A 15,781-nucleotide genomic window follows, 5' to 3' on the forward strand; every position below is an offset into this window, starting at 1 on the left:
CCCCGCGCATAACAGCTATTGCGGCGGCGCCGTAGGTGCAAGGCCCGGCGCTGCCTACACTTCGCAAAAAAAGACAAGGAGACGACATGACGAGCGCGTTGGACGGCGTGAAGGTGCTGGACCTGAGCCGGGTGTTTTCGGGGCCGTGGGCGGCGCAGATGCTGGCCGATTTCGGCGCCGACGTGATCAAGGTCGAGCGCCCCGGGCGCGGCGACGACGTGCGCCACCAGGGCTATCCGCTGCCCGGCCGCGACGGCGCGCCGAGCCCGCAGACCTCGTCGTTCGTGGCCATGAACCGGGGCAAGAAGTCGCTGACCATCGACATCTCCCGGCCCGAGGGCCAGGCGCTGGTGCGGCGGCTGGCGCAGCAGGCCGACATCGTCATCGAGAACTTCAAGGCCGGCGACCTGCGCCGCTACGGGCTGGACTACGCCGCGCTGGCGGCGCTCAATCCGCGCCTGGTGTATTGCTCGATCACGGGCTTTGGCCAGAGCGGGCCCTACAGCCACCTGCCCGGCTATGACCCGATCTTCCAGTCCATGAGCGGACTGATGAGCGTGACCGGCGTGCCCGACGGCGAGCCGGGCGCGGGGCCGGTCAAGGCGGGCTACTCGGTGTCGGACCTGACGGCGGGCTTCTATGCGGTATGCGCCATCCTGGCGGCGCTGCGGCACCGCGACCAGGTGTCGGGCGCGGGCCAGCACATCGACCTGGCGCTGCTGGACGCGCAGATCGCGGCGCTGTCGCACATCGGCATGAACTACCTGGCCAGCGGGCAGTTGCCGGCGCGCATGGGTTCGGCCTCGCAGATCACCGCGCCGTTCCGCGCCTTCGAATGCCTGGACGGGCACCTGATGGTGGCGGTGGGCAACGACTCGCAGTTCCGCGCGTTCTGCGAGGTGATCGGGCTGCCCGAGCTGGGGCGCGATGCGCGCTTCGATACCAACCCCAAGCGCGCCGCCGCGCAGCCCGAACTGTCGCGGCTGATCGAGCCGGCGATGCGCGCCCGCGGCGTGCGGGACTGGAATCAGGCGCTGGCGGCGGCCAACGTGCCTTGCGGGCCGATCTACACCATGGACCAGGTGTTCGAGGATCCGCAGGTGCGCCACCGCGGCGTGCTGGGCAGCGTCGAGCATCCTCGATTGGGCGCCCTGCCGGTCATCCGCAACCCGATCCATTTTTCCGGCACGCCGATCACGGGCGGCCTGCCGCCGCCGCTGCTGGGCGAGCACACGGCCGAGATCCTGCGCGCCGAACTGGGGCTGTCCGACGACGAAATCGCCCGGCTGCGGGCGGAGGGCATCGTATGAGCGGCGTCGACCATGACCTGATCGAAGAGATCCGCGACAGCGCGCGCGACTTCCTGCAGCGGCGCGACCAGCGCCAGCGCAAGCGCGCCGAGGCGCCGCCGGACCGCGACTATTGGCGCGAAATTGCCGGGGTCGGCTGGCTCGGCATGAGCGTGCCCGAGACGCTGGGCGGCCTGGGCCTGGGCTGGCGGGCGATGGCGGCGGTGCTGGAGGAAGCGGGCCGCGCACAGTTGCCCGAGCCGCTGGTCGGCGCCGGCGTGCTGCCGGCGGCGCTGCTGGCGCGGATCGCGCCGGTCGATGCGGCGCGGCGCGACGCGCTGCTGCAGGCCGTGTGCGGCGGCGAAACGCTGCTGGGGCTGGCCTGGCAGGAAACCGAGGGCCAGTTGGAGGCCGGCGAGGCCGCCACGGCCTTCGGCGTCAGCGTGATCGAACGCGAGGGCGCGTACGTGCTCAATGGCGAGAAGCGCCACGTGGTGCCGGGGGCCGGCGTCGATGGCTGGCTGGTCACGGCCGATGGCGAGCGCGGCACCGCCCTCTTCTTCGTCGCGGCCGGCACGCCGGGCGTGACCGCGCAGGTCCACCCGCGCGCCGACGGCGCCGCCGCCTGCCACCTGGCGATCGAGTCGGCCGCGGTGCCGGCGGACGCGCTGCTGGCGCGCGACGGCGTGCTGGACGCGGTCGACGAGGCGCTGGACCTGGGCCGCCTGATGCAGTCGGCGGAACTGGTGGGCGTGGCGCGGCAGGTGTTGGCCGATTCGGTGGCCTATCTGAACACGCGCCAGCAGTTCGGCCGGCCGCTGGCGTCGTTCCAGGCCTTGCAGCACCGGCTGGTGGACGCCGCCATGCAGGTCGAGCTGGCAGCCAACAGCCTGCTGGATGCGCTCGATACACTGGCCGCGCAACCGGACGACGCCACCCTGCGCAAGACGCTGGCCAGCCGCGCCAAGGCCCGCGCCGCGCGCGCCGGCCTGGAGGCGGCGCGGCTGGCGATCCAACTGCACGGCGCCATCGGCTACACCGAGGAATGCGACGTCAGCCTGTACTTCCGCAGCGCGCTGCACCTGGCGGCCTGGCTGGGCAATGCCGCCGCCCATCGCCAGCGCTACGGCGCGCTGGCGGCGCTGCCCGCGCCCAGCGCCGATGACGACGACGCCACGCCCATCACGGACTTCCCGCGCGAGGCCGACTGGAACGGCATGCCGGAAGCCGATTTCCGCCGGCTGGTGCGTGGCTTCTTCCGCGCCCACTACCCCGAGCACCTGCGCCACGCGCCGTGGCGGCTGCATTGGGACGAAATCAAGGACTGGTATTTCACGCTGTCGCGCCAGGGCTGGATCGCGCCGTCGTGGCCGCGCGAGCACGGCGGCATGGCGCTGTCGCCGGCGCGCCAGATCGCCTTCATCGAGGAAGCCGAACGCCACGGCGTGGCGCGCGCGCCGGACCAGGGGCTGGTGATGCTGGGGCCGATCCTGATCCGCCACGGCACCGAGGAACAGCGCGCGCGCTTCCTGCCGGGCATCCTGTCGGGCGAGGCGGTGTGGGCGCAGGGTTATTCGGAGCCGAACGCCGGCTCGGACCTGGCTTCACTGCGCTGCGAGGCGCTGGTGGACGGCGACGACCTGATCGTGAGCGGCCAGAAGACCTGGTCGACGCTGGCGCAGGACGCGACCCACATGTTCATGCTGGTGCGCACCGACAAGACGGTCAAGAAGCAGGCCGGCATCAGCTTCCTTCTGGTGGACCTGGCCAGCCCGGGCGTGAGCCGCCGTCCCATCCGCACGCTGTCGGGGCACGAGGAGTTCTGCGAGGTGTTCTTCGACCAGGTGCGCGTGCCGCGCGCCAACGTCGTTGGAGAGCTGAACGCCGGCTGGGGCATCGCCAAGGCGTTGCTGGGCTTCGAGCGCCTGTTCAGCGGCAGCCCCAAGCACGCCAACCATGCCCTGCAGCAGATCTTCAGCATCGCGCGCCAGCGCGGCCTGCTGGCCGACCCGGCGTTCGCCGACCGGCTGGCCGAGCTGCGGCTGGACGCGGCCGACCTGACCGCCATGTACAGCGTCTTCGCGGAACTGGCGAAGGCCGGCCGGCCGTTGCCGCCCGAGCTGTCGCTGCTGAAGGTCTGGGCCACCGAGACGCACGAGCGGCTGGCCGCCCTGCTGATCCAGATCGCCGAGGAATACGGCGGCGCGGCGATGCGGCTGGGCTATGGCAACGGCCAGGTGCACGCGCTGGCGCCGTACGTCAACGCGCTGGCGGCGACCATTTTCAGCGGCACCAACGAGATCCAGCGCAATATCTACGCCAAGCAGTTGGGGCTGGAAGGCGCATGACAACGACGCGCCGGCCCCGAGCCGGCGCCACAGGAGAGAGACAGATGAAAAACGCTACCGCACTGACGGCAGCCGCCCTGCTGCTGGGCGCCGCCTTTGCCGCCCCGGGCCAGGCCGCCGCGCCCTGGCCGAGCCAGCCGATCCGGCTGATCGTGCCCTACCCGCCCGGCGGCTCGGTCGACAACCTGGCGCGGCTGCTGGCGCCGGCGCTGGGCCAGCGGCTGGGCCAGACCATCGTGATCGAGAACAAGGCCGGCGCCAGCGGCACCATCGGCGTGGACGCCACGGTGCGCGCCACGCCCGACGGCAACACCTTCGGCTTCGGCGTGCCGGGCGCCATCACCGGCCTGCCGCACGTCATGAAGGTGCCGTACGACGTGTCCAGGATCCAGTACGTGTCGCTGGTGGCGCGCATCCCGCTGGTCATCGTGGTCAACCCGTCTCTGCCCGACGCCACGCTGGCCGACTTCGTCGCCAGCGCCAAGCGCCAGCCCGGCAAGTACAACTATGGCTCGGCCGGCAACGTCACCACGCCGCACCTGGGCGGCGAGCTGCTCAAGCAGCAGACCGGCATCGACATCATGCACGTGCCGTACAAGGGCGCCTCGCCCGCGGTGACGGCGCTGCTGTCCAACGAGGTGCAGATGTTCCCGGGCGACGCCTCGGCGGTGCTGGGCTTCATCAAGGCCGGCAAGCTGCGCACGCTGGCGGTGGCCAGCCCGACGCGCTTCGAGGGCCTGCCGGACGTGCCGACCACCAAGGAGGCGGGTTTTCCCGGTGTGATCGTCGAATCGAACTACGGCATCATCGCGCCGACCGGGACGCCGCCGGAGATCGTGCAGAAGATGTCGCAAGCCATCGCCGAGACGCTGGCCGAACCGGCCCTGCGGCAGAAGATGATCGACCAGGGCGCCATTCCCACGGCCACCACGCCCGAGGCCTACCAGGCGCTGATGCAGGCCGAATCGAAGAAATGGGGCGAGGTGATCCGGCGCGGCAAGCTGGGGCTGGAATAGTCCCATGCCGGCCCGCTTTTGCCGTACCCTTATGCCGTCTCTTTCGTTGCCGCCTTATCCATCATGCCGCCTGCCAAAGCCACGGGCCTGAGCCTGGACGTCACCGCCGACCTGCACAAGTGGCGGGCCTTCCTGGCGATCGCGGAACTGGGCAGCATCTCGCGCGCCGCCCTCTATCTGGACCAGGACCAGTCGGTGCTGAGCCGCCGCATCAACGCGCTGGAACGCGAGTGCAACGCGCGGCTGTTCAACCGCACCGGCCGCGGCGTGCACCTGTCGGAAGTGGGCGAACGCCTGTTTCCGCTGGTGCGCACGCTGCTGGGCGACGCCGAGCGGCTGGAACTGGAGCTGAACGGCGAGGCGCGCGAGCCGGCCGGCGAGGTCACGCTGGGGCTGCTGCCGTCCACCGCGCATCCGCTGATCCGGCGGCTGTTCTCGCGGCTGCGCAAGCAGTTTCCCAAGGTGCACCTGAAGATCCTGGAAGGCTCCAGCGGCCAGATCGAGGAATGGCTGACCGACAGCCGCGTCGACATCGCCATCCTGTACCGCTATGGCGACAAATGCCCGCCGGGCGAACAGGCGCTGGCCTCGGTCGATTCGTACCTGGTGGGCGCGGCCGGCGACCCGCTGACGCGCGGCGGCGAGGTCGCCTTCGAACAGCTGGACGGCCTGCCCTTCATCTTGCCCGGCGCGCCCAACGGCCTGCGCAATGCGCTGGACGGGCTGGCGCGGGCGCGCAAGATCAGCATCGCGCCGCTGATCGAGGCCGATTCGCTGCCGCTGATGAAGTCCATCGTCGAACACGAGCACATGTACACGGTGCTGCCGCTGCACGCGGTCTGGCAGGAGGTGCAGGAAGGCCGCCTGGGCATCGCGGCGCTGCGCGATCCGGCCATGGGCCGCATCATCTCGATGGCGTTCGCCCGCGCCAAGGGGCCGGGCCGCACCGTCACCGAAGTGGCCGCGCAGATCCAGAGCCTGGTGCGCGAGATCGGCGGCGAAGGCGTGTGGCACGCCAGCCCCTGACGGCGCCGGCGCTTCAATCGAAGCCGTAGAGCCGCGCCGGGTTGTCGACCCAGACCTTGCGGCGCGTGGCGTCATCGCCCAGCCAGCGCTGCGCCACCGCCACCAGGGCGTCGGCGGACGGCGCCGTCGCGCCCATGCGCACGAACGGCCAGTCCGAGCCCCACAGCACCTGGTCGGGGTTGGCGGCGACGAAGGCGTCATGGAGGAAGCGCGCATTCTCGTAGTCCGGCGCGCTGCCGACGCGGCACAGCGTCAGCTTCATCCACAGGCGGCCGTCGGCCAGCAGGCCGCGCAGCAACAGGAACGCCGGGTCCTGGTCGCCACGCGCCGGGACCAGGCTGCCCAGGTGGTCGATCACCAGCGGCAGGTCCAGCTTCGCCAGCGCCGGCAGATGGCGCAGATAGGTATCGCACGGCGCCCACAGCTGCGCGTGCAGGCCGTGGTGTTTCATGCGCGGGGCCAGCGCGGCGACCTGGTCGAACCCCACGCTGCCCGGAAACAGATTGCCGGCGGGGTCGCGCGCCTCGACGAAGCGCAGCCCGCGCACGCCGCCGTCATACAGGGCCCGCAGTTGCGCGTCGCTGGCCGACGGGTCGGCCACCGCGATGCCGCGCAGGCGGTCGCCGCCCTGCGCCAGCGCGTCCAGCAAGGCATCGGGATGCGTGCCGTAGGGCGCGGGCTGCACCAACACGCCGCGCGCGGCGCCCAGGGTGTCCAGCATGCGCAGGTAGCGCTGCGCCGGCGCGTCGGGCGCGGCGTAAGAGGACGGATGCCACAGCGGGAAGCGCTCGTAGGGGCCGAACACGTGGCAATGCGTGTCGCAGGCAAAAGGCGGCAACGGTTCGGTGGGCGCTTGTGGCATGCGCGGCGTCTCGACGCTGTCGGGCACGTAGGGTTGCGTGGAGCCGGCGGGCGCGGTCATGCCTTGCCCTCCCCGGCCAGCGGCGCCAGCCGGCTCAGCGCCGGCCAGCCGTCCTGTTGCGGCAGGTCCAGCGGCGCGGGCGCGTCGTCCGGCATCGGGATCTCGTGCGCGTTCAGCGTCATCGACACCATGGTGTAGTAGCCGATGACGGCGGTCAGTTCGACCACGCCGACGGCGGCCCAGCGCTGCACCGCCTCGGCGTACAGGGCGGGCTCGACCTGGCCGGTCTCCTGCAGTTGGCGGGCGTAGGCGTAGACAATCTCGTCGTCGCGGTTGTCGAATACGGGTTCGCGCCGCGCCTGGATGGCGTCCAGCACCGCGTCGGCAATGCCGGCGGCCCGGGCGGCCTGGGCGTGGATGTGCCATTCGATCTGGCTGTTCCAGCGGCGCGCGGTGACCACGATGGCCAGTTCGCTGACGCGCGGCGGCAGGCTGGTGCCAAAGCGCAGCAAGGCGCCCAGCGCCTGCCAGCGCTCGGCCAGTTCGGGGTTGTGCAGCGCGGCGCGCAAGGGGCCGACCAGCCGGCCGCGCGGGCCGGAGACGATGCGTTCGTAGACGCGCTTCTGGTCGTCGCTCATGCTGTCGGGCGTGGGCAGGGGGATGCGGCTCATCATCGTCCTTCGCTCAAGGCGTTTCGTCGGGTTGGCTGCGCGCAACCGAGGGCCGCGCGCTGAAGTCCTGGTGCCAGGCGGCCAGCGCCGGATGGCCGTCGCGCCAGGCCAGGTCCGGGAAACGATAGTCCAGATACGACAACGCGCAACCGATGGCGATCAGGCCCAGGTCGAAGCGGCTGGCGCGCAGGGCTGGCGCCTCGGCCTCCAGCACGGCCAGCACCGCGCGGGTCTTCAGCGCGAAGGCGTCGAGCCAGGCCTGGGTCTGCTTCTCGACCGGCTTGTTGCGTTCCTGCCGGTACAACAGCAGCGCGTCCAGGAAACCGTCGCCCAGCGCCTGGCGCCGCTCGGCCAGCAGCCGCGCGGCCGGGTCCGCCGGCAGCAGGCCGGCGCCGGCCAGGCCGTCCAGATAGGCGCAGATGACGCGCGAGTCGTAGACCGGCGTGCCGTCGTCCAGCACCAGCGTCGGCAGCTTGATCAGCGGGTTGTCGGCCACCAGGTCGAGGTTGGGCTTGTCCATGGCGACCGGCGTGCGCACCAGCGTCACGCGGTCGGCGATGCCGGCTTCGTACAGGACGATCATCACCTTGCGCACGAAAGGCGAGCGCGGCGACCAATGCAGTTTCATCAAGAGGCTCCCAGGAAATTTGAAATCGTGACGCGGTTCAATGGCCCTGCGCGGGCCGCACCGCCGGATCGTTGGCGGCGTCCGGCGCGCGCATCTGGAACAGGTCGCTGGTGTGCGCGTACCAGCCCGCGCCGTGCATGCGGCCCAGCAGGCGCAGCGCGGGGGTGTCCACATGGAAGCGCTGCGCGTCCAGCAGCGCGTCGTCGCGCAGGTACAGCGCCACCACCCGCGCCAGCACGATGACGCGCTGTGGCGCGGCATCCAGCACCTGCCACACGCGGCATTCCAGCGCCGCCGGGCTGAGCGCGATGCGCGGCGGCGCGACCACCCGCGAGGGAGCGGTCGCCAGCCCGGCGCGGGTCAGCTCATCGACGTCGGCCACGTAGTCCAGGCTGGTGTGGTTCATCTGCGCGGCCAGTTCGGCCGACACCAGGTTGATGACGAACTCGCCGGTCTCCAGGATGTTGCGCGAGGTGTCCTTCAACTGCCCGCCGCGCGGGCCGATGCCCAGCGCCACGATGGGCGGGTCGCTGCTGACCACGTTGAAGAACGAGAACGGCGCGGCGTTGCGTTGGCCCTGCGCCGACTGGCTCACCACCCAGGCGATGGGGCGCGGCACCACCACGCTGGAGAGCAGCTTGAAGGCGTTGGTGGCGCTGAGTTCGCTGAAATCGAAGTTCATGGATGCGTTCCTGGTGGCCGGCGCCGCGTCCGCGACTGGCCGGCGGCCGTGGGCATGCGGGGTCGTGTGTCCAGTAGCCGTGTTTTCATTTGGCCAGCAAGCCCAGCGTGCCCAGCAGCCTGCGCATGTCGGCCTGGTCCTTGGCGACGTAGGCGTCCGCTTCCCGCGGCGACAGCGCCATCAACGCTATCGCCTGCTCCTGCATGACGCGGCGGTAGTCGGGATCGTCGTTCACGGCCCGGACGGCGTCGCTCAGGGTGTGCACGATGTCCGCGGGCGTGCCGGCCGGCGCGGCCAGGCTGTACCAGGTGGCCGCGTCCGCGCCCGCCACGCCGGCCTCGGCCAGCGTCGGCACGTCCGGCAGCAGCGGCGAGCGCTTGTCCGACGCATAGGCCAGCGCCAGCAGGCGCCCCTGGCGGATGAACGGCAGGCTGGCCGACAGGTTCAGCATGGCCAGGTCGGTCTGGCCGCCCACCACGTCGTTGACGGCGGGCGAGGCGCCGGCATAGGGAATGTGGTTCAACTGCACGCCGGCGACCTGCTGGAACAGCTCGGCGCCCAGGTGCGTGGCGCCGCCCACGCCGGCCGAGCCATAGCTCCACTTGCCGGGTTCGGCCTTGGCGCGGGCGATCAGCTCGGGCACCGAGCGGATGCCGCGCGACGGATTGACCACCAGCATGATGGGCTGCACCGCCACCACCGAGCAGAAGGCGAAGCCCTTGACGCCGTCGTACACGGTTTTCTGCATCAGCGGCGTGACCACGTGGCCGGCCGAGGTGCCCAGCAGCAGCGTGTAGCCGTCCGGCTTGGCGCGCGCCACGAAGCCGGTGCCGATGGAGGCGCCGCCGCCGGGTTTGTTCTCCACTACCACCGGCTGGCCCAGGCGCTTTTCCAGCGCCCGCGCCAGGCTGCGCGCCACCACGTCGGCGGGGCCGCCGGCGGCGTAGGGATTGACCAGAACGACGGGCCGGTCGGGATAGGCCGCCGCCGCGGACGCGGCGCCGATGGACAGGGCCACCGCCGCCAGCAGGGATCGAAGCATCAATCGCATGGGATTTCCTTCCAGGGGCCCGGCCGCCGGGCGGGCCGGGAGCCGGGGCCTCAATCGGCGCGCGCGCCGGACTGTTCGATGATGCGCGCCCATTTCGCCGTATCGACGCGGATGCGTTCGGCGAAGGCTTCGGGCGTGCTGTGGGTGGTCTGGATGCCGTAGCCGGCCATGCGCTCGACCATCCGCGGCGCCGTCATCACCGCCTTGATGTCGGCGTTCAGGCGGTCGATGACGGGACGCGGCGTGCCCGCCGGCGCCAGCACGCCGGACCACAGGCTGACCTCGTAATCCTCGAAACCCGGCGTCTCCGACATCGACGGCACGTCGGGCAGCGCCGCCAGTCGCTGGCGGCTGGTCACGGCCAGCGCCCGCACCTTGCCCTGCCGGACCTGCTCGATGAAGTTGGACGAGGTGTCGATCATCATCGAGATGCGGCCGGCCAGGAAGTCGTTGATGGCGCCCGAGGTGCCCTTGTAGGGAATATGGCGGATGTCGGCATGCGCCGCCGTCTTGAACATCTCGCCGGCCAGGTGGCTGGTGGTGCCGTTGCCCGAGGAGCTGAAGGTCAGCTCGCCCGGCCGCTGCCGCGCCAGTTCGGCCAGTTCGGCGACCGAGCTGACCTTCAGGTCGGGGTTGACCACCAGCAGGTTGGAGGTCAGGTTGGTCATCGACACCGGCGCGAAGCTGCGCTGCGGGTCGTAGCGCAGCTTGGGGTACAGCGACGGGTTGATGGTCAGCACGCCCATGGTGGAGTACAGCAGCGTGTAGCCATCGGGCGCGGCGCTGGCCACGGCCTCGGCGCCGATGGTGCCCCCCGCCCCGCCGCGGTTCTCCACCACCACGGTCTGGCCCAGCTTTTCGCCCAGGCCCTGCGCCAGCGAGCGCGCCATCAGGTCGGTGGCGCCGCCGGCCGGGAACGGCACGATCAATTTGACCGGCCGGTCGGGATAGGCCCCGGCCGCCACGGCCGCCGATATCAGGCCCGCGCCGAGCCACAGGCTGACCGCGGTCAGCGCACTTGCCATTCTCATGCTGTCTCCACCCTGGGGGTTCTTGTGTTTGCAGCATGGTAGGCGCGGGGCGGCGATGGCGCTATGCGCGGGATCGCATATCTGCTTTGTGCGGACACCGCGCGGGCCGGCGCCCGCAGGCGTGGGCAACGGCTACCCCTGAACGGCGTGCGGCCGGGATCGGGTATCGTCTGAACCTGGCCCATCCGCCCGCGCCGTTCGCAATGCCCCAACGCCCCGACCTGTTCTCGCCCCCCTCCCGCCAGCGCGCCGCCCGCGCCAATTCACTGCTGTGGATCCTCGACCCGCTCGAGCGTGATCCCGGCTATCTGCGCCGCAAGATGTTCGGCTGCGACGCCGCCTACCTGGACGGCGCGCTGTACCTGGTGGTGGCCGACCGCGACATCCCCTGGAACGGCGTGATGGTGTGCACCTCGCATGACCGCCACGCGGCGCTGCTGGCCGATATGCCGAGCCTGCTGCCGCACCCGGAACTGGGCAAGTGGCTGTACCTGCCGCAGACCGACGAGGCGTTCGAGACGCTGGCCGGACAACTGGTGGAACTGGCATTGGCGCGCGATCCGCGCCTGGGCGTGGCGCCCAAGCCGCGGGCGCGGCGCCGCAAGTCCTGGCGGGGCGAGGAATAAAGCGCGCCGGCGCGCCCTTGCGCCGCGCGGCATGCCCTGACGGCTGCCACCATGGCGACGGGCGTGAAATCATCCGAACGCTGCGGTGAAACGATAAAGCGGCCGAATTGGCTCACATCGATCCGGCCCGGACGCCAAACACCTCGCGCCAGGGCCGCGACAGCGCATCGGCGTCCGCCGTCGACAGGTATTGCGGCGCCCCCCGCGCCATGGCGGCGAACAGCAAGGCGTCGCTGGCCCCGTCCCACGGCGCCGCGAGCGACTCGTCGACCTCGCCGTCCTCGTCCACTTCGCGAATGAACGCGGCGTCGCCATCGACGGCCTGGGCGCGTTGCCGCAGCAGGCCGTGGATCTGCAGCAAGCCGCCATGCACGGGCGAACGCGCCCCGCCCCGACGGCTCGCGGCGGCCAGCACGCCATACCATTCCGATTGCGGCGGCGCATCGGCAGGCGTGGGGACACCCTCTTCGTCTTTCGACCAGCGCTCCCAGGCGCGACCGTAGCGGTCCCAGCCGTCGGCAGGCAGATCGGCGCCCAACGCCCGCGCCTGTTCGCGCGTCAGTTCGGGAATGCGGGCCAGGATGTCGACCACCGCCTCGCCGTGCGGGCCGAACAGCGCGCCCAGCGGCAGAGGTTGCAGCAGTTCGATCGCGGCGGCGCGCCAGTAGCCGGGTTGCGCCACCAGTCCGGACATGTCGCCCAGTTGCGCCACGCGCACGCGCCACAACTGCCCGGGCCAGCGGCGGCCCAGCGTCATGGTGGCAATGGATTGATCGACGACCAGCCAGGGCGGCTCGGCGCGCGCCAGGCGGACGTGGTTGCCGGCGCGTTCAAGCGCCATGTCGGGATCGGCGGCGTCGAACCAGAAACCGTCGCGGTCGGAGGAAGCGGAATGGGTGGGAGGCGTCATGGCCGTCATTATCGATGCAAAGCGTCGATGCAAAGCGTCAGGGCAAAGCATAGGCCCGTCCCTGAACGGCCCCGGGCGTTTCGCCGCGCGGGCCGCGCCACTGGCCGCGACGGCGGCGCCTCAGTCCGCGGCGGCGCGCTCCGGCGCCAGGGCCGCTTCCAGCCGGTTGCCGCCCAGGGACTTGGCGCGATACAGCGCCAGGTCCGCACGCGACAGCGCATCGGCCAGCGGCGGCACGTCCTCGTCGAAATAGGCCAGGCCAATGCTGACCGTGGCGGCGATGCCCAGGCCGTCGGCCGGGTTGGCGATGGTGGTGGCAAAGCGCCGGGCCGCCGCCGCCCCCAATTGATGGGCGCGGCGCGCGTCATCGCCCGCCAGCAGCGCGGCGAATTCCTCGCCGCCAAGGCGCGCCAGGATGACCTGCGGCCCGAGCGCGTCGCGGGCCACGGTGGCGAACGCCGCCAGCACCAGGTCGCCGGTATGGTGGCCGTAGCGGTCGTTGATGGCCTTGAACTGGTCCAGGTCGAACGCCAGCACGGCGACAGGCTCGCGCCCCGCGCTGGCCGCGATGAGGCGCGCGCCCTGCTCGAAGAACCAGCGGCGGTTGCCCAGCCGCGTCAGGTAGTCGGTCTGCGACTCGTGCACCAGTTGCACGTGGGTTTCCTCGCGGATCAGCTTGATCAGCGTCATCGGCAGCAGCACCGAATACAGCACCCCTTCGTACATGGTGATGTTGCTGGCCAGCAGTTGCACCCAGGGCCCCTCGGCAGCCACCCACCACGGCAGCAGGAAGGCGCGGCCGAAATAGATCAGCGCATGCACGCCGGCCACCGCCACGGCGAAGTTGCGGGTTTTCGGCATCCCCATGGAATCGCAGCGCAGCAGTTCCCACGCGGTCAGGGCGCTGACGAGGGCGATGGGCAAGGCGCTGACGTATTTCCACACCACGTCCTGCCCCGGCACGCCGGCCGCCAGCCAGATCAGCGCCATGACCGCCAGCAAGCCCATCGAACGCTTGCGGTAGTGGCGCCCGCTGAGCGAGGCGACGCTGTCCAGCACCAGCAGGTAACCGCCGAGGATCACCAGGTTGCTCAGCGGCGCGCCGATCGCGGCCGGCAGATCGGCGCGGAACAAGGCGCAGATACAGCCCAGCGCCAGCGTGCCGAAGCCGACCGCCAGGATGCCCAGCGAGCGGCTGCGGTGGGGGTGGGTTCGATACTCCCAGAACGTCAGGCCGGCACTGGCCAGCAGCGTCCCGATGGTAATGAAGTACAGGGTGAGGAGATCGACGTGCATCTCGGCCGGAAAGAGGTGGCACGCCAGGAGGAAATTGCGGCGGCGTTCGCAATTTTAGGGGGAAATCCGCCGCGGATAGGTGACGGGAAAGCGGTCGCCCGGGGTCATAAGTCCCCAATTTGACCGCGCTCCCGGCGGGACGTCAGAACCGGTAGGTCACGCTCCCGATCACCGTGCGGCGGGTGCCGAAGAAGCAATCGCCACGGGCAAGGCAGGTGCCCACGTACTGTTTGTCGAACAGGTTGGTGACGTTCAGCGCCAGGCGCATGGGACCCGCATCGTAGGCCAGCACGGCGTCATACAGGGTGACGGCGGGCACGCCGTTCTGGCCGGTGCCGTCGTCGCTGCTGCCGTTGTAGCGCACGCCCGCCCCCGCCAGGAAGCCCGGGGTTCCCATCACGCTGAAGCGGTAGTTGGCCCAGAACGACGCCATGTGTCGGGGAATGCTGGCCAGTTGGCGCCCCTCTTCGGCCGGCGTGCCCTTGGCCACCTTGGCGTCCAGGAAGGTGTAGGTGGCCACCAGATCGACATTGCCCAGCGACGCCAGCGCTTCCAGTTCGGCGCCCTTGGTGCGGGCCTCGCCCACTTGCACGGTGTCGGCAATGCCGTTGACCACGCCGGCGACCTTGCGGTTTTTCTCGGTCATGTCGAACACGCTGGCGGTGACCGTCAGGTTTTCGCCCGGCGGCTGGTACTTCAGGCCGGCCTCCCATTGCTTGCCGCGCAGCGGCTTGAACGCCTGGTTGGCGCGGTTGAAGCCGGCCAGGCCCTGGAACGATTCCGAGTAGCTCAGATAGGGATTGAGGCCGGCCTCGGAGCGATACATCAGGCCAAAGCGCTTGCTCATCTCGCTGTCATCGCGCGACCCGGACGGCGTATCGTCCACCGACGCGCGCGAGCGGTCATGGCGCAGCCCCAGCATCAGCAGCCAACGCTCCCATTCGAGCTGGTCCTGCATGTAGAGGCCCAACTGGTTGCCGCGCGAGGTCGGCGCGCTGACCGTCGAGGTGGGCGGCGTGAAGTTGCCGTACACGGGGTTGTGCACGTCGATGGGCGCGACCGTGCCGCCCACCCCCTGGCGCGCATCCAGCACGGAACGCTGGTAGTCGATGCCGGTCAGCAGGGTGTGGCGGATCGGGCCGGTCTGGAACTTGAACTGGCCCTGGGTGTCGACCACGAACTGCTTGAGGGTCGGCTGGTTCTGGTAGATCACGCGGCGCAGCAGCGTGTCGCTGCCCGGCACCCAGCCGTGTCCGGCGCCGTTGAAGCCGGCGGTGTAGATGCTGCGATAGTCGACCTCGCTGTGCGTGTAGCGCAGGTTCTGCCGCACCGTGACGTTGTCGTTGAAGGCGTGCTCGAACTGGTAGCCCACCGCGCTCTGCCTGGCGGTGTACTTGTCGAAGTCGGGTTCGCTAACGAAGAAGTCCTGCGGGATGCGGCCGGCCGGCGTGCTGGTGAGCGTGCCGCGCCAGGGGAAGAAGCCGACCATCGAACCGCTATTGTCTTTCTGGAAATTGGCCAGCAGCGTCAACGAGGTGGCGGCGCTGGGCCGCCAGGTCAACGACGGCGCGATGAAATAGCGATCGTCGTCGACGTATTTGACCGAGCTGTCGCTGTCGCGCCCCAGCGCGACCACGCGATACAGCCACTTGCCGTCTTCGTCGATCGGGCCGGTGAGGTCGGCCTGGATCTGCTTGCGGTTGTGGTTGCCGTAGCTGACGCCGATCTCGCGCATCGCTTCGGGCTGCGGCCGCTTGCTGATCTGGTTGACGATGCCGCCGATGGCGCCCTGCCCGTACAGCATGCCCGACGGCCCGCGCAGGATCTCGATGCGCTCCAGCGCGTAGGGATCGGGCCGGGTGTTGTTGTAGGACCCCACGGCGTTGAGCAGGCCGTCGAGGTATTGGGTGGAATCGGTGCCGCGGATCTTGATGGAGTCGCCGCGATTGTCCGGCCCGAACGCGCCGGCCGTGACGCCGGCGGTATAGCCCGCCGCCTGCTGCACCGACTGGGCGCCCTGCAGCGTCATGCGATCCTGGGTGATGACGCTGATCGACTGCGGCGTTTCCATCACCGGCGTGTCGGTCTTGGTGGCGGTGGCGGCGCGCTTGGCGACAAAGCCCTGCACGGGGCCAACCGCGGTCTGTTCGACATCGCTGCCCGTGACGGTGACGGCGGGCAAGTGGACCTCGGCAGGGGCGGACTGCGCCAGGACGGCGCCCGGCAGGCCCAGGCCGAATACGATCAAAGGCAATTGCCGGGCCCGGAAATGCACCGGGCGCCGGCGGGACGAAAGGCTTACAGCCATGGAAACTCCGCTCGCATGTGAATGGCAATAAGAACCA

At 70.4% G+C, this 15,781-nt stretch carries 14 protein-coding genes; 5 read left to right on the forward strand and 9 right to left on the reverse strand.

What is annotated here, in order from left to right:
- The first annotated feature begins 86 nt into the window (after positions 1-86).
- From AAID08_RS16785 to AAID08_RS16800, 4 genes are all read left to right on the forward strand, one after another.
- A complete protein-coding gene (locus tag AAID08_RS16785) occupies positions 87-1,310 on the forward strand; it encodes a CaiB/BaiF CoA transferase family protein (RefSeq protein ID WP_395756676.1) in 1,224 nt (407 codons plus the stop codon).
- The gene (locus AAID08_RS16790) at positions 1,307-3,637 is read left to right on the forward strand and encodes an acyl-CoA dehydrogenase (RefSeq protein ID WP_395756677.1); all 2,331 of its coding nucleotides are present in this window, start codon (positions 1,307-1,309) and stop codon (positions 3,635-3,637) included. The genes AAID08_RS16785 and AAID08_RS16790 overlap by 4 nt, the downstream gene beginning before the upstream one ends.
- A gap of 44 nt (positions 3,638-3,681) precedes the next feature.
- On the forward strand, positions 3,682-4,653 hold the full coding sequence (locus AAID08_RS16795; RefSeq protein ID WP_054502253.1) for a tripartite tricarboxylate transporter substrate binding protein: 972 nt from the start codon (positions 3,682-3,684) through the stop codon (positions 4,651-4,653).
- A gap of 63 nt (positions 4,654-4,716) precedes the next feature.
- Complete coding sequence (locus AAID08_RS16800; protein ID WP_049073298.1) at positions 4,717-5,679, forward strand: LysR family transcriptional regulator; 963 nt, start codon at positions 4,717-4,719, stop codon at positions 5,677-5,679.
- Positions 5,680-5,692: 13 nt separating this feature from the next.
- On the opposite strand, the gene AAID08_RS16805 is transcribed toward AAID08_RS16800, so the two are convergent.
- The 6 genes from AAID08_RS16805 to AAID08_RS16830 form a co-directional block, all read right to left on the reverse strand.
- A complete protein-coding gene (locus tag AAID08_RS16805; protein ID WP_326338994.1) occupies positions 5,693-6,601 on the reverse strand; it encodes an amidohydrolase family protein in 909 nt (302 codons plus the stop codon).
- Entirely contained in the window at positions 6,598-7,212 is a 615-nt protein-coding gene (locus tag AAID08_RS16810; RefSeq protein ID WP_054471937.1) for a carboxymuconolactone decarboxylase family protein, read from the reverse strand. The genes AAID08_RS16805 and AAID08_RS16810 overlap by 4 nt, the downstream gene beginning before the upstream one ends.
- A gap of 13 nt (positions 7,213-7,225) precedes the next feature.
- Positions 7,226-7,840, reverse strand: coding sequence for a glutathione S-transferase family protein (locus AAID08_RS16815; protein WP_063581554.1), 615 nt, complete (start codon positions 7,838-7,840; stop codon positions 7,226-7,228).
- A 37-nt stretch (positions 7,841-7,877) separates the two neighbouring features.
- Entirely contained in the window at positions 7,878-8,522 is a 645-nt protein-coding gene (locus AAID08_RS16820) for a flavin reductase family protein (protein ID WP_020928207.1), read from the reverse strand.
- Positions 8,523-8,607: 85 nt separating this feature from the next.
- Positions 8,608-9,564 carry a tripartite tricarboxylate transporter substrate binding protein gene (locus tag AAID08_RS16825; RefSeq protein ID WP_395757826.1) on the reverse strand — a complete coding sequence of 319 codons (957 nt, stop codon included), beginning with the start codon at positions 9,562-9,564 and terminating at the stop codon, positions 8,608-8,610.
- Between the two features lie 59 nt (positions 9,565-9,623).
- Entirely contained in the window at positions 9,624-10,604 is a 981-nt protein-coding gene (locus AAID08_RS16830) for a Bug family tripartite tricarboxylate transporter substrate binding protein (RefSeq protein ID WP_395756678.1), read from the reverse strand.
- 203 nt (positions 10,605-10,807) lie between these two features.
- Between AAID08_RS16830 and AAID08_RS16835 the strand changes: the two genes are divergently transcribed.
- Positions 10,808-11,230, forward strand: a complete 423-nt coding sequence (locus tag AAID08_RS16835) for a hypothetical protein (RefSeq protein ID WP_175142788.1) — start codon at positions 10,808-10,810, stop codon at positions 11,228-11,230.
- Positions 11,231-11,342: 112 nt separating this feature from the next.
- Here AAID08_RS16835 and AAID08_RS16840 read toward each other — a convergent pair whose 3' ends face one another.
- The 3 genes from AAID08_RS16840 to AAID08_RS16850 all read right to left on the reverse strand — a co-directional run bounded on the left by AAID08_RS16840 (position 11,343) and on the right by AAID08_RS16850 (position 15,744).
- Positions 11,343-12,140, reverse strand: a complete 798-nt coding sequence (locus tag AAID08_RS16840) for a hypothetical protein (RefSeq protein WP_372412755.1) — start codon at positions 12,138-12,140, stop codon at positions 11,343-11,345.
- Positions 12,141-12,260: 120 nt separating this feature from the next.
- Positions 12,261-13,436 (reverse strand): diguanylate cyclase, encoded by a 1,176-nt coding sequence (locus tag AAID08_RS16845; RefSeq protein ID WP_175188651.1) that lies wholly within the window; start codon positions 13,434-13,436, stop codon positions 12,261-12,263.
- A gap of 142 nt (positions 13,437-13,578) precedes the next feature.
- Positions 13,579-15,744: a TonB-dependent siderophore receptor gene (locus AAID08_RS16850; RefSeq protein WP_343720160.1), complete on the reverse strand. Its 2,166-nt coding sequence runs from the start codon at positions 15,742-15,744 to the stop codon at positions 13,579-13,581.
- Positions 15,745-15,781 lie beyond the last annotated feature (37 nt).

Origin of the sequence: Achromobacter sp. EB05 (genome assembly GCF_044232075.1) — a bacterium.
Classification (GTDB): domain Bacteria; phylum Pseudomonadota; class Gammaproteobacteria; order Burkholderiales; family Burkholderiaceae_B; genus Achromobacter; species Achromobacter dolens.